Origin of the sequence: Paenibacillus sp. PsM32, assembly GCF_030433815.1 — a bacterium.
GTDB lineage: Bacteria > Bacillota > Bacilli > Paenibacillales > Paenibacillaceae > Saccharibacillus > Saccharibacillus kyungheensis.
Window position 1 is genome coordinate 128690 of sequence record NZ_JARUWY010000004.1, and the last position, 15070, is coordinate 143759.

At 41.2% G+C, this 15070-nt stretch carries 13 protein-coding genes; 11 read left to right on the forward strand and 2 right to left on the reverse strand.

Annotated features, from left to right (window positions below; genetic code table 11):
• Nucleotides 1-58 precede the first annotated feature (58 nt).
• The 4 genes from QCD85_RS10640 (at nucleotide 59) to QCD85_RS10655 (ending at nucleotide 5106) form a co-directional block, all read left to right on the forward strand.
• On the forward strand, nucleotides 59-826 hold the full coding sequence (locus QCD85_RS10640; RefSeq protein ID WP_273614199.1) for a polyphosphate polymerase domain-containing protein: 768 nt from the start codon (nucleotides 59-61) through the stop codon (nucleotides 824-826).
• Nucleotides 819-1505 carry a DUF4956 domain-containing protein gene (locus QCD85_RS10645; RefSeq protein WP_273614198.1) on the forward strand — a complete coding sequence of 229 codons (687 nt, stop codon included), beginning with the start codon at nucleotides 819-821 and terminating at the stop codon, nucleotides 1503-1505. The genes QCD85_RS10640 and QCD85_RS10645 overlap by 8 nt, the downstream gene beginning before the upstream one ends.
• A 52-nt stretch (nucleotides 1506-1557) precedes the next feature.
• Nucleotides 1558-3741, forward strand: coding sequence for a carbohydrate-binding domain-containing protein (locus QCD85_RS10650; protein ID WP_301262572.1), 2184 nt, complete (start codon nucleotides 1558-1560; stop codon nucleotides 3739-3741).
• Between the two features lie 240 nt (nucleotides 3742-3981).
• Nucleotides 3982-5106, forward strand: a complete 1125-nt coding sequence (locus QCD85_RS10655) for a type II asparaginase (RefSeq protein ID WP_373462007.1) — start codon at nucleotides 3982-3984, stop codon at nucleotides 5104-5106.
• Nucleotides 5107-5326: 220 nt separating this feature from the next.
• Here QCD85_RS10655 and QCD85_RS10660 read toward each other — a convergent pair whose 3' ends face one another.
• Complete coding sequence (locus tag QCD85_RS10660; protein WP_301262573.1) at nucleotides 5327-6253, reverse strand: prenyltransferase; 927 nt, start codon at nucleotides 6251-6253, stop codon at nucleotides 5327-5329.
• Nucleotides 6254-6606: 353 nt separating this feature from the next.
• Between QCD85_RS10660 and QCD85_RS10665 the strand changes: the two genes are divergently transcribed.
• The 3 genes from QCD85_RS10665 to QCD85_RS10675 are packed head-to-tail and all read left to right on the forward strand — an operon-like array spanning nucleotide 6607 to nucleotide 10230.
• Nucleotides 6607-8673 (forward strand): BglG family transcription antiterminator, encoded by a 2067-nt coding sequence (locus QCD85_RS10665; RefSeq protein WP_301262574.1) that lies wholly within the window; start codon nucleotides 6607-6609, stop codon nucleotides 8671-8673.
• Nucleotides 8670-8936 (forward strand): PTS sugar transporter subunit IIB, encoded by a 267-nt coding sequence (locus tag QCD85_RS10670; RefSeq protein WP_069326492.1) that lies wholly within the window; start codon nucleotides 8670-8672, stop codon nucleotides 8934-8936. Before QCD85_RS10665 ends, QCD85_RS10670 begins: the two co-directional genes overlap by 4 nt.
• A 25-nt stretch (nucleotides 8937-8961) precedes the next feature.
• Nucleotides 8962-10230, forward strand: coding sequence for a PTS ascorbate transporter subunit IIC (locus QCD85_RS10675; RefSeq protein ID WP_273614191.1), 1269 nt, complete (start codon nucleotides 8962-8964; stop codon nucleotides 10228-10230).
• Nucleotides 10231-10419: 189 nt separating this feature from the next.
• On the opposite strand, the gene QCD85_RS10680 is transcribed toward QCD85_RS10675, so the two are convergent.
• Nucleotides 10420-11181, reverse strand: a complete 762-nt coding sequence (locus QCD85_RS10680) for an AIM24 family protein (RefSeq protein ID WP_274171412.1) — start codon at nucleotides 11179-11181, stop codon at nucleotides 10420-10422.
• A gap of 173 nt (nucleotides 11182-11354) precedes the next feature.
• On the opposite strand from QCD85_RS10680, the gene QCD85_RS10685 reads away from it, so the two are divergent.
• From QCD85_RS10685 to QCD85_RS10700, 4 genes are all read left to right on the forward strand, one after another.
• The gene (locus tag QCD85_RS10685; RefSeq protein WP_301262575.1) at nucleotides 11355-11696 is read left to right on the forward strand and encodes a zinc ribbon domain-containing protein YjdM; all 342 of its coding nucleotides are present in this window, start codon (nucleotides 11355-11357) and stop codon (nucleotides 11694-11696) included.
• A gap of 167 nt (nucleotides 11697-11863) precedes the next feature.
• A complete protein-coding gene (locus QCD85_RS10690) occupies nucleotides 11864-12964 on the forward strand; it encodes a bifunctional transcriptional activator/DNA repair enzyme AdaA (protein WP_301262576.1) in 1101 nt (366 codons plus the stop codon).
• Entirely contained in the window at nucleotides 12961-13743 is a 783-nt protein-coding gene (locus QCD85_RS10695) for an isocitrate lyase/PEP mutase family protein (protein ID WP_301262577.1), read from the forward strand. The genes QCD85_RS10690 and QCD85_RS10695 overlap by 4 nt, the downstream gene beginning before the upstream one ends.
• Before the next feature lie 161 nt (nucleotides 13744-13904).
• On the forward strand, nucleotides 13905-14954 hold the full coding sequence (locus tag QCD85_RS10700; protein WP_301262578.1) for an LLM class flavin-dependent oxidoreductase: 1050 nt from the start codon (nucleotides 13905-13907) through the stop codon (nucleotides 14952-14954).
• The last annotated feature ends 116 nt before the right edge of the window (nucleotides 14955-15070 follow it).

Below are 15070 nucleotides of genomic sequence, written 5' to 3' on the forward strand. Positions count from 1 at the left end.
TTCCAAAAACCAATCAGACAATATCCAATACATGCTTACACGAAAGGAAATGATCCACATGGCAATCGAAGTATTCAACCGGTATGAAAGTAAATATCTGATGGACACTCCATCGTATTTCAAATTGTATAACGAATTGTTGGAGTATATGGAAGTCGATGAATATTGCCAACAACACGATTTTTACTCGATCAGCAATCTGTACTTTGATACACCGCATGACTCGTTAATTCGTATGAGTCTTTCCAAACCGAAATACAAAGAAAAGCTACGCTTGCGGGCTTACGGCGTTCCCGGTGAGAATGCTAAAGTCTATCTGGAAATTAAAAAGAAAGTGATGGGCTTGGTGAACAAACGCCGGACAGCGCTGAAATTAGACGAAGCCTATGAATTTGTTCGCACAGGTCTGGCACCGGAGTACCAGGATTATATGAATCAGCAAGTGCTGAACGAGCTGACTTACTTTTTGCAAATTTACGATCTAGCACCGAAATTATATCTTTCGTATGATCGCAAAGCATTGTTCAGCAAGCACAATCGTGATCTACGGATCACATTTGATAGCAATATCCGCACCCGGCGTTATGATCTCAAATTAGAACAAGGTGATTATGGCGACCAGTTGATGGAGAAAGGGCAATGGCTGATGGAAGTCAAAGCTGAAAAAACGATTCCATTATGGTTATCACAAAAGTTGTCCGAACACGGAATGTACCGTACGAGCTTTTCCAAATACGGCAACGAATACAAACAACTATTGAAATCAAAAATAAACCAACCTGTAGAACATATTCCAACTGAAAAGGAGAGCATTCTTTATGCTTGATTCATTACTAACGGTGGCTACAACCACAACAGACCTGACTTTAACCACTTCGCTACTCACGATATTCGTCGCTATTGTTCTAGGCGGATTAATCAGCTTGACGTATATGAAAACGAACCCGAGCGGGTATTCGCAAAACTTTACATTAACGATGGTACTGCTTCCAGTGATCGTCGCTATCATTATTCTACTGATTGGTAGCAACATCGCCAGAGCATTCAGTCTTGCTGGTGCATTCTCGATTATTCGCTTTAGAAGTGCTCCCGGCGATCCTAAAGATATCGCATATGTATTGTTCACCATGGCAGCAGGTCTTGCCTGTGGTACAGGATACTTTGGTTATGCTGTGTTATTCACGATCATCCTGTGTGTGATGATGTTTGTACTCAACCGCTTCAAATTTGGTGTCAGTAAAAAATTGCAAAAAACACTTAAAGTCACGATTCCAGAAAATTTAGCTTATGACGAAGCATTTGCAGAAGTATTCCAACAATTTAACGTACAGTATGATTTGAAAAAAATTAGAACAACCGAGCTTGGCAGTCTGTATGAACTGGTCTACTTGGTCACAATGAACCAGGTTACCAACCAAAAAGAATTTCTGGATGCGATCCGGTGTCGCAACGGTAACCTCGACCTCTCCTTAACGATGAGTCCAACAGCAGTAGAAGCATATTAAATTATCCAAACCGAACGAATTCCAAACTAACGATTGAAGGGAACGATATCATATGAAAAAATGGATCACAAAAACCAACTTAAGCATAGTTCTTCTAAGTACACTGGCATTATCAGCATGCAGTTCAACAACACCGACAGCATCCGAGGCATTAGCGGCAGCAACTAGCTCGACTGCTACAGTGGCAACAACAGCGACTACAGTATCCTCTTCAACACCACTGAAAGTCTCTGATCTGGTTACATTTGATAGTGGAGACGATGCGATAGATTGGAAATCATCCGACTATACAGCGATCCAATTAACAGGTTCCAGTGCAACCATTACAGGCAATGGTGCAACTGTAGCAGATGGAGTCATTACGATTACCGCAGGTGGTACGTATGTGCTTAGCGGTCAATTGACAGATGGACAGATTGTGGTCGATTCACAGGATGAAGAAGATGTCATACTGGTACTAAATGGCGTAACGATTACAGATAGTGATAGTGCACCAATTTATATCAAAGAAGCGAAGAATGCGTTTATTACCTTAGCCGACGGTACAGAAAATGTGATCACAGATGGAGCAGAATATACTTTTGCAGATGATACTACAGATGAACCAAGCGCAGCGATTTTTAGCAAAGCAGACTTAACTATCAATGGTGAAGGTACATTATCTGTACATGCCAATTACAAAGACGGCATTACCAGCAAAGACGATCTCAAAATCGTATCTGGCACACTAAATATTACCGCTACAGATGATGGTATAGTCGGTAAAGATATGGTGGCGATCGAAGATGGAATATTTAAGATCGTAGCGGGTGGAGATGGGATCAAGTCTACAAACGATACTGATGCAGATAAAGGATTTGTCGCTATAGCAGGTGGAACTTTCGATATCCAATCTATGAATGATGGTATTCAATCTGAAAAGCAGTTAGTTATTGATGACGGTACATTTACGATTGTATCCGGTGGAGGTCATACCAAAGCTGAAGCCAAAGTGGAAGAACAACCCGGTCAAGGTGGAGGATTCGGTGGACCAAGAGGTCAAGAAGATCAAGCTACAGCAACTACCAAAGCGACTGCTAATACAACAACATCGACAGACACGACTGCATCCACAGACACAGATGCAACAGCTACTGAATCTAACAGCACCAAAGGGCTGAAAGCAACAGGTGATATCACAATCAATAGTGGAACGTTCACCATAGATTCCGCAGATGATGCTGTTCATAGTAATGCAACAATTCATATCACAGGCAGTACACTTGAAATTGCTACAGGTGATGATGCTATGCATGCAGATGTGGATCTGAATATCTCTGGTGGCAAGATCAATGTAACTACCAGTTATGAAGGGTTAGAAGCGACAAATATCAATGTCTCTGGTGGAGATACGAATGTGATAGCTTCTGATGATGGTGTAAATGCTTCTGGTGATGCGAACACAACAAGTACAACAGCATCGACTGAATCGACAACAGCTTCAACCACCACAGAGTCAACCACTGCAACGACTACAGAACCAGCAACATCGACAGACACCGATCCAGCAGGTAACAGCGCTCCTCCAGGAGGTTTTGGTGGAGGCGGCGGTCAAGGTAGTTCCCAAAATGCGCTATTAAATATTACAGGAGGTACACTTACTGTAGATGCACAGGGAGATGGATTAGATTCCAATGGATCTATTACGATGTCAGGCGGAACTGTTATCGTTAATGGCCCAACTGCGAACGGAAATGGCCCACTCGATTATGATGGTACCTTTGAAATGACAGGTGGATATGTAGTCGCTGTCGGCAGTTCAGGTATGGCTCAAGCACCTTCTGACGATTCTACGCAATCTGCAATCAGTATGAGTTATTCTGCTACCCAATCAGCAGGTACACTGGTTCATATTCAAGATAGCACAGGCAAAAATATCCTTACTTTTGCACCGACTAAAGATTATCAATCCGTTGTTGTCAGTTCTCCTGATCTGGTCAAAGGTGATTCATACTCGATCTACACAGGTGGAACGTCTACAGGTACAGCAACAGATGGACTATATGCAGATGGTGAATATACAGGCGGAACCAAAGTAGTCGATTTTGAATTAGCTAGCCAGATCACATGGGTGAATGAGTCAGGGGTAACAACGGCGAACACAGGATTTGGTGGAGGCGGCGGTCAAAGACCGACTAGAAATATGACGAACAACACGACAGGTACAACCAATAGCACATCAGATACAGCACAATAATCATTATGTAGTAAAAAGTAAATATAATCTAACATGGAAAATAAGGATATCAGTTATTATAAGCTGATATCCTTATTTTGTGTTATATAAAATAACATATTGTTTGCATAAATATACAATACTATTGAGTTATTTAGCTTTTTATCGCTATAATACATATTAATATTATATTTATGTAATATTAATTTACATAAGATTTAAAGTCATAGCGTTATTATTTAATTACAAGGGGGAATAGGTATGAAATTATCAGTGCAATGGAAACAAAAATGGTGTGTCTCTATGTTAACAGCGGTATTGTTAATGCCTGTTATGAGTTATTCTGCATCGGCGGCGACAGACACCAATCCTACTTCTCAGACGACAGCTGTACAAACATCTTTGCCAAACATCAAAATTCTTGCTACAGGCGGTACTATTGCAGGTTCTTCAGAATCCAATACCGATGTAACCGGATATAAAGCAGGCGCATTAGGTATCGATGTATTAATTAATGCTGTACCTGAAATGAAAAAAGTAGCAGATATCAGCGGAGAACAAATTGCGAATGTTGGTAGCCCTGATATCGACAATGCGGTTTTGCTCAAATTAGCCAATCGGATCAATGAATTACTCTCTTCTGATGATGTCGATGGTATTGTAGTGACACATGGTACAGATACATTAGAAGAAACAGCGTATTTTCTAGATTTGGTCGTCAAAAGTGATAAGCCCGTAGTGGTTGTAGGAGCGATGCGCCCGGCAACAGCGATTAGTGCAGACGGTTCATTTAATTTATACAATGCTGTCAAAATTGCGAGTAACCCTGAGTCTACTGGCAAAGGAGTCATGATTGCTCTGAATGATCGGATTGGGGCGGCACGTTATATTACCAAAACCAATACGACAGGAACCGATACATTCAAATCGGTCGAACAAGGTTATCTGGGTGTCGTGTCTGGCGATAAAGTGTACTTTTATAATCAATCGACACGTAAACATACAGCAAATACAGTTTTTGATGTCAAAGGAATGACCGAATTGCCACAGGTCGATATTTTATACGAATATCAAAACAATGGCAGTTATCTGTATGATGCGGCAGTAGCTTCAGGTGCTAAAGGCATTGTCGTAGCAGGTAGTGGGAATGGATCATTATCTACCCGTTCCAGTGAAGGCGCAGCTAGAGCGGTTGATCAAGGAGTAACTGTTGTACGTTCGACACGTACAGGTAGTGGTGTAGTCACTCCATTAGATTCGGATGCTGAAATAGGTACATTATATGCTGATTCACTGAATCCGCAGAAAGCTCGCATTTTGTTAATGTTAGCTCTAACTCAGACCAAAGACCCTGCAACGATTCAAAGCTACTTTGAAGCGTATTAAGAATAGGGATGTAGCGATAATCCTATAATTTGTCCAAAGTGGTAAGTACCTATAATTGTATGTGCGCTATCTAATCAATAGATGTGCAGTATGTAATGAACACATCAACATGAAAAAAACCAAAAAGTAACGCTACCGATCATCAAGCTTGGTCGATAGCGTTTCTTTTTTTTATCATTGAAGCATGGTTAGATGTAGTGAAGTGTATATCTGTATCTATTTATATAAAAATACCTAACCATATCGCTGTGATCATCGCGATCAATAATAGCTTTTTCTCACAGGCAGTTACTTGTTCGGCATCTTGTATATCAGTTCTGACGATCAAAAAGATAGATACAATCGTAATTACTGCTACACCTATAGCTGCCCATAGCCGATCGGTACCTAACCATAATGCACATAATCCGATCAGAATCATATAGACAATTGCAGGAAGCGAGCTGTACTTGGGACCAAACATAGCGACAGACCAGACTACACTTGTCCGCTTCACAGGAGAAGCTTGCTGATCGGCTGCTAGATCAGGAATATGGTGGATCATTACCCAGGCGATACAATATAGCGCATTGATAACAGCATTTTGTACCGCCCATTCTGGAAAATCCCCTAACATGATCCATACGCCTGCTAATCCTAAGAAAAAGGCTGACGGAAATGTACTTAACCATTCACCTGCTAGCGGAATATAACTGAATCGTAACGGAGGCATCGAATAAGAAGCGGCTCCCCAGACACCAATCACCAGCAGTAAAGCTAACGGATAATATCCGAGCAAAGCCAGTACTCCGGCAATCACCAATAACCCGATCGCAAGTCCATATCCGATCCATTTGAGTGTCTGTGGAGCGATGCGACCTTCTTGAATAACCCGGCTTCCTCCAGATAAATAAGCAGGGCTGTGTTGATCGGTACCTGATAAATAATCGGTATAATCATTCAGTGCATGAGTTAATGCGCCATGAATCATAAAGCATCCAACCAGTAGTAATAACGAGACAGCGCTTAATACCCCTTTAGGCAGATCATAATAAGCGAAAAGTGGAAAAACACCTGAGAAGATAATCACCACACTGGAAGTAATCACAGCAATCGGTCGTAATAACCGGATCGTGTTTTTCAAAAGCAAAATAGCCGAAGGATTCAAGCGGTTAACTCCTTTCATACGCAAAGTATAATATGTATCGTGGGTATGGTTCTTTGTCTATTACCCGAATTGCGGCACATTGGACCTTGATATGATCCAACACAACAATCTTATTTAGCTGTTCATATGCACAATCAATTTCGTCTTTTTATCAATAGGTTTTCAAAGTTGAGAACACTATATCAAAAGTAAAAATAGAATATTTAGTCATTGACTGGAAAGATGCTTGTTGATATCACTATGCACAAGAAGTGTATATTGTTGTGCAGATTATTCGACAATAAAGGGACTCAAAAACAGTATAGATTTGTCGGTTATTGTTGTATCGTTATCACAAGGGAGGCAACACAAAGATGATTTTAGATGAACGAAGTGCCGGCATCTTACAATTACTTCAACAGTCATCAGCACTCACGATGGTCGAGTTGGAAACTCATATGGAGCTTACCCGAAGACAATTGCAATACAGCATCAACAAAATAAATGATTGGTTGGTACATCATGGTTACTCTGAGATTTCTTATGATCGTCAAGTCGGTTACTACTTAACAGATATTATTCGAGCAGAAGATGTGCCTGTGAAATTAACCAAACGATCTTATCTTTTTTCAGAAGGAGATCGGGAAAAAGTATTCGGACTGCTTTTACTACTAAGCAAAGAATCATTATCTGTTTACCATTTTCAGTCGATCGCCAGTGTGTCTCGTAATACGGTGCTCAAAGATCTGCAACGACTGAAGTCCAAGTTACACGCCTACAAATTGTCGATTGAATATTCCAAAAAAGATGGATATGTGATCAAAGGAAGCAATCATCGCAAACGCCATCTAATTGAAGAATGGTTACCCGAGGTGCTTCATAGCCCTAGCCATTTATTAATTATTCAATGTATCTGGGAAGATCACACAGAGCAGTTGGAACAGATTCGTCAACAATTGGAAAAGATTGAGCATCAACTGGCAATTAGCTTTGCCGATGAACGCCTGCAAGAACTGACATACCTGATATTATGTACCGATCAATTGATTGGCAAAGGTGCTACTTTATCAGTCCAGCAAAGTTGGGAAGAGTTAACAGCTACACAAGAGTATCAACTGGTGAAGCAAATGGTGCAATCGTCTGCTTTTGAGCAGGAGTGGAGTCAAAATGAATGTCTGTATGCGACACTTCATTTGCTTAGTATGAATCGTACCCGAGATATCTCGCCACTACAGGAAGACAAAGTGATCCAGCAGTTGATTCGTGAGATTGTATCGGAATTTGAACGCTGGGCATGTGTAAGTCTGCAAGATCAGGAGCTGTTGTACCAACAGTTATATGTTCATTTGCGTCCTGCGTATTACCGGATGTTATATGGAATCTCTTTGATCAACCAGATGACCGAGCGGATTCAGAAAGTCTATCCTGAACTTCATCATTTAACCCACAAAGCACTGATTCCGCTTGAAAAAAGTATCGGGGTCAAAGTGCCTGAAGATGAAGCCGCTTACTTTACGATTCATTTTGGTGGATGGTTACGTAGACAGGGAACTGTACTTGATGATCGCAAGCGCGCGATTGTTGTCTGTGCGAACGGTATAGGAATCAGTCATATTCTGATGTATACGCTTCGTGAAATGTTTCCAGATATTCTATTTTTGGATGCTTTGTCAGTACGAGATATGGCGAATTATACGCTAAGATATGATCTGGTTTTTTCAACCGTTCATCTTAGAACATCTGCGCCATTGTTCGTAGTTCCGCCAATTATGGAGATTCCAGATAAACAAAAGCTACGACAGCAAGTGATGCAAGAATTATACGGGTACACGATAGAAAAAGTAGATACCGCTTCACTGCTCAAAGTGATTGGTCAGCACGCTACTATTTTGCAACCGGAAGAGTTAGAAAAAGCATTACAAGCACACATATATACCTATACGCATAGAACAAATAAGCATTCCCTAGAGGGGGCAGAGAAACCTGTGCTGGAACAATTGATTACTGAAAAGACAATAACTTTCCAGTCCAACGTTAGCGATTGGAAAGAAGCGATTGCAGTAGCCTCTCAGCCACTATTAGAGATGGGTACGATCGAAGAACAATATATTGAAGCGATGATCCAATCGATTGAACAAAATGGACCTTATGTGGTAATTACGCCGGGAGTGGCGATTCCTCATGCTCGTCCAGATCAAGGAGTACGCTCGCTATCAATGAGCTTTTTGCGATTAGAAGAAGCGGTTTATTTTGCACCGGATAAGCCTGTACGGTTGATTATTATTTTGGCGGCGGCAGATCGTTCGTCCCATTTGCGAGCATTGGTGCAATTAACGCATTTGCTAGGGGAACCGTCGAATATCGAAGATATTTTGAACAGCCCGGATAAAAATGTACTCATGCAATATATTCATCAATATTCTAAGGAGGAAACAGAATGAAAATTATGGTCGTATGTGGAAACGGATTAGGAAGCAGTTTTATTATGGAGATCAATATCAAAAAGGCTTTAACAGAAATGGGCAAAGTAGCAGATGTGGATCATACCGATCTATCGTCAGCCAAATCCGAGCAAGCAGATATCTTTATCGGAGCGGCAGATATTATGGCACAACTTAGCGACGGGGGTCGTACAGTCGTATCGCTTGAAAATATGATGAGTATCCCTGAAATTAAATCCAAATTAGAACCGCTTCTAGCTTGATCTGAGGGAAGAAGGTAGAGCCGATATGATGAATTTAATAATGAACGATATTCTAGGCACACCGTCTATACTGGTTGGATTGTTTGCGCTGATCGGACTACTATTACAGCGCAAGCCTATCGCTACCGTAGTCTCCGGTACACTCAAAACGATTATGGGGTTTGTAATTATTGGAGCCGGTGCAACAGTATTAACAGGTGCTTTAGATATCTTTGGCAAAATGTTTACTCATGCTTTTCAGGTTCCCGGTATTATTCCGACCAATGAAGCGATTGTAGCAGCAGCCCAAAGTCAATTTGGAGCATCTACGGCTCTTATTATGGTATTCGGGATGATCGTGAATATTATACTGGCACGTTTTACACCGCTTAAATACATTTTCTTAACTGGACACCATACGCTATTTATGGCTTGTCTAATTGCTGTATCGTTAACAGTTGGTGGTATGAGCGGCGCACCACTGGTGATTGTAGGATCGATTATTTTGGGATTATGTATGGTTGTATTCCCGGCGATTTTACAGCCGTATGTACGTCAGATTACAGGTAGTGATGATTTTGCTGTAGGGCATTTTGGTTCGATCGGTTACTTTGTCTCTGCGACCATCGGGAAATGGTTCGGCAATAAAGAAAAAACGACCGAGCAGATTAAAGTTCCGCAATCGTTAGGCTTTTTGCGAGATACTTCTGTAGCAGTCTCGCTGACAATGTCGATCTTCTTTATCGTCGTGGCTTTGTTTGCAGGACAAGAATATATCCAGACCGAATTGTCTAACGGTTCTAACTTTATCGTCTTCTCTCTAATTCAAGCGATTACTTTTGCAGCAGGGGTATATATTATTCTTGCTGGTGTACGGATGTTGATTGCAGAGATTGTACCTGCATTTAAAGGGATAGCTGAGAAATGGGCTCCAAATACGAAGCCAGCACTCGATTGCCCGACTGTATTCCCATTTGCACCCAATGCAGTGATTATCGGTTTCTTATTTAGCTTTTTGGCAGGATTATTGTCGATGTTTATTTTGCCAGCTGTCGGCTTGAAGGTGATTATTCCGGGTTTGGTTCCTCACTTCTTTACAGGAGCGGCAGCAGGGGTATTCGGGAATGCGACAGGTGGACGACGTGGAGCGATGATCGGTGCATTTGCAAATGGATTGTTAATTAGCTTCTTACCAGCAATTTTGCTCATCTTCCTGACACAGTTTGGCTTCGGCGGTTCGACATTTGGCGATACTGACTTTGGCGCTGTAGGGATTCTGATTATGGGCTTAATGAAGATTTTTGGAGCGGCTTAAGTACATCGTATCTATTGTGATAATAAACTAACAAAAGGTAAAGAATGCATAATCGCGTTCTTTACCTTTTTTGTTATTGTCTTTTTAATCTTGATGTTGTTCTTTTATATGAGGTGTCCTTATCAATGTTATTCATTAAATAATGAGTAGATTAGTAGAGCACAAGATGTCTGATTAATCTATGATATGTTAATTCGAAGGCGGAGCTAACCAGACAGTTCCTGTACCACGATACACGTTCACTAATCCTTCACCAGATGCCATAGAACCCATTTTGGTTTTGCCTGATTTCTCGACTGTGAAGTTGAGTGTATTCGACCACATCATCGCAAAATTGCCATCGACTTTTAGTACATCATTTTGCAGTTCAACCACAACAGCTTCTTCAGCAGGAACAGGTGCTTCGAGAGCAATAACGCCTTTACCGCTAGCACTCATATTAAATAATCCTTCACCACCAAGTACAGCAGAAGAGAAGTTACTACGTGCGACAACGCCGATTTTGAGTGTCGTCTCACAAGCCAAAAATAATCCATCATCCAGCACAATTTCATCGTTATCGACATCAATTAACCAGATGTATTTGTAGGTAGGTTCTAGCAAGATCGTACCTGTTCCGTTATAAAGTGGTTTGATAGAGCCAGTACCTGTTGCCGCTCCGCTTAGAAAACCACGCACAGCACCACCAGCGCCTTTAACGCCTGTTGTCATTTCCATATTACCAACGGTGTACTGCATCGCGCCTGCACGCATCATAATTTCGCTATTGTTAATTTCGATCATTAACTGTTTGCGATGCATATTGCTTTTGGACATATAATATTGAGCACTAGCCTCACCTACCGAGGTACAACTAAGATCTTTGATATATTCCAATACGGTAAAACTACCTAATTTGTCTTTGATCACTGTATTGCTATTATCGGTAAGATTGCTGATAGTAAAAGCCATATGTAACGCCCCCTGTTCATATCGTAAAAAGATATCTTTATTTTAACGAAATATGGAGCAATAAGGAAATCATAGTTGATCTGGAATAAAAATTTGTAGAACTTCCAAGTCTATGGCAAAATATAAGCATAAACAGGTTGTCAAATGAACCGAACGAATGGAGAAATGAAAAGATGTCGAGCTTGCCCAATTGCCCTAAATGTCATTCTGAATATACATATGAAGATGGCGATATGTTAGTCTGCCCGGAATGTGCTTATGAATGGAATCCAAACGCTAAAGAGACTCAAGATAGCGAAGAGAAAGTCGTTAAAGATGCCAACGGCAATATTTTACAAGATGGCGATTCGATCACGATTATCAAAGATTTGAAAGTGAAAGGTAGTTCTTCTACCCTCAAAATTGGCACCAAAGTCAAAAACATCCGTCTGGTCGATGGCGATCATGATATCGACTGTAAAATCGACGGCTTTGGCGCGATGAAATTGAAGTCTGAATTTGTGAAAAAGATTTAATGATTAATTCTTTGAATAAGTCTATACAATAGCGATATAACGGGGATCAAGCTAAGCATTGTGCTTAGCTTTTTTCGTATAAAAAAATCAATGCCTGAATTTCGGCGATGAACATACAGTCGGGGAATTATAATAAACGTATCCACTTCTCGTAAAGGAGCATCTCTATGATCTCGCCTGAATACCAGCAAGAGTATTACCAAGCATTACTTGAGAAAAAGACAGAATACGAAGGTTTATTTTATGTCGGTGTCAAAACGACAGGCGTATTTTGTCGTCCTACTTGTCCAGCGCGTAAGCCGAAATTTGAAAATTGTGAGTTTTATGCAACTGCGCAAGAAGCTTTACTCGCTTCTTATCGCCCCTGCCAACGTTGTCGTCCATTGTCCCATCCGAATCATGTATCGGATGTTGTACGTACACTGGTGGAAGCGGTAGAAAAAGAACCTGAAAAGCGCTGGCGTGAAGAAGATTTCCGTCAATTATCAGTAGATGAGTCCACCGCTCGTCGCCAATTTAAAAAGCGCTTTGGCATGACGTTTGTCGAATATGCGCGTGCTCGCCGAATGGGACTAGCGCTCAAACATATCCGTTCCGGGCAAACGGTTATTGATACACAGTTGTCAACAGGATATGAGTCGAGTAGTGGATTTCGAGATGCGTTTGCACGAATTATGGGTGCTGCACCGACGTTGTTAACAGAAGATCGAGTGCTCAAAGCTTCCTGGATCGATACGACACTCGGTCCGATGATTGCTGTCTCAAGTGAAGAAGCATTGTATCTATTAGAATTTGTAGATCGTAGAGGATTGGAACGTGAAGTTGAACGATTACGGATAAAAACAAAATCGGCGATTATACCAGGAATGACTGAACCGATTCGCTTAATCGAGCAAGAATTGAATGCGTATTTTTCAGGAAAATCTACGACATTTACAACACCGCTACAATTACTAGGTTCCCCTTTTCAACAACAGGTATGGGATCAATTAATGAAGATTCCAGCAGGAGAAACTCGTTCTTATGCTCAGATTGCATCAGCGTTAGGGAAGCCGTCTGCTTTTCGTGCGGTTGCTCAAGCCAATGGAGCGAATCAATTAGCGATTGTGATCCCTTGCCACCGTGTGATTAATTCCAATGGAGAATTGGGTGGATATGGCGGTGGGCTTACCCGCAAAACATGGTTATTACAACATGAACGAACTCCACTACAAGCTATTCAATCGTCTACCCCTTTAATACATGAACAAGGAGAATATAACTTATGACTACTCAAATTCAGCAAGCACAAGTATTACATGATCTACATGTAAAAGGAAATCCGTTGGTGTTGGTCAATATATGGGATGCAGGAAGTGCAGCGGTTATCGAACGTACAGGTGCCCAAGTGATCGCTACAGGCAGTTGGTCTGTCGCTAGTGCGCATGGTTATGAAGATGGACAAGCATTTCCTTTTACACAGGTGATCGACAATCTCAAAAAGATTACGCAAAAAGTACAGTTACCTGTCACGATTGATATAGAAGGTGGATATGGCGATACTCCTGAACAAGTATCTCAATCTGTAAAAATGGTTATCGAAGCTGGAGCAGTAGGCATCAATATCGAGGATCAGATTATCGGTGAACAACGATTATATACGATCGAAGATCAATGTGAACGTATTGTTGCAGCTCGCCAAGCTGCTGACCAGTTAGGTATTCCTTTGTTTATTAATGCTCGCACCGATATTTTTTTACAAGCCGATCCGCTGTCTTCTGCTTCTGTGCAAAAGGAGAATACCGAACAGGCTTTAACACGTGCTATCGCCTATGCTCATGCAGGAGCGAATGGATTTTTTGTACCCGGGTTGAGTGATCCTTCTTCGATTCAAATGTTATGCACTCATTCTCCATTACCAATCAATATTATGCTTACTACAGATACCCCTTCCGTATCCGAATGTTCTGCATGGGGAGTATCCCGAATAAGTTATGGGCCGTCACCTTATCAGCAAGTGATGAATACGTTGGAAAAAGTAGGTCAGCAAGCTTTAGCCAGTCGTTAATTCCTTAATTATTCTTTTTTTATCTATATTTGTTATAAAAGACTTGATATTCATGTCAAAAAGGTTCAATATAAAGATATTACTTGTAAAGTTAGTAAATAACAAATTTATAGCGATATAGATAAAGAATAATATAGAATAAGAAAGCAGGGAATGTTTCGATGGAAATAGGCATAAGCACCTTTGTAGAAACTTCGCCAGATGCACAAACCGGTGAAGTCATGAGTCATGCACAACGTATTCGTGAAGTGGTTGAAGAGATTGTACTTGCCGATCAAGTAGGATTGGATGTATATGGAGTAGGAGAGCATCATCGAGAAGATTATGCGGCTTCTTCACCAGCGGTTATTCTTGCAGCAGCGGCTTCGCAAACCGAACGTATTCGTTTATCCAGTGCTGTTACTGTACTATCTTCGGCTGATCCGGTACGTGTGTTTCAAGATTTTGCAACATTAGATGGTATTTCAAATGGACGGGCTGAGATTATGGCGGGACGAGGTTCTTTTATCGAATCGTTCCCTTTATTCGGCTACGATCTAGATGATTATAATGAATTATTTGATGAGAAATTAGATTTACTTTTGAAAATTAGAGCTTCTGAAAAAGTAAGCTGGCAAGGACAACACCGCGCAGCGATTCACAATCTAGGGGTCTACCCGCGTCCTGTACAAGAATTATTGCCAGTATGGATAGGTAGTGGAGGAAATACAGAGTCTGTGATTCGTGCAGGTATGCTGGGCTTGCCATTGGTATTAGCGATTATTGGTGGACAACCGGCTCAATTTGCTCCATTGGTTCAGCTATATTACAAAGCAGCGGCTCACGCAGGGCATGATGCTTCGACACTGTCTGTAGCTTGTCATTCCCATGGCTTTATTGCAGATACGACTGAACTTGCCGTAGAGCAGTTTTTCCCTTCGACTCAACAAAGTATGAACAAGCTGGGTAAAGAACGTGGTTGGGGTCCTTATACACGCAATAGTTTTGATGCTGCTCGTAGTGAGCAAGGCGCGCTATATGTCGGTGATCCAGAGACAGTGGCTCGTAAAATTATTAATTTGCGCAAACAAGTTGGAATTACACGATTCTTTTTACATGCACCTGTAGGTACCATGCCACATGATCAGGTGATGCACGGGATTGAATTGTTAGGAAAAGAAGTTGCACCACGGGTACGTGCAGAAGTTGCAGAATGGGAAGCCAATCAATAATAAAGCAATTCCAAACCTTCAAAGTCATAAGCATGATTTCTGTTGCTTATGATCTTGAAGGTTTTTTTGTTAACAAGTAACGGCAATCCATAAATATGTAGCAAAGAATTGGGAAA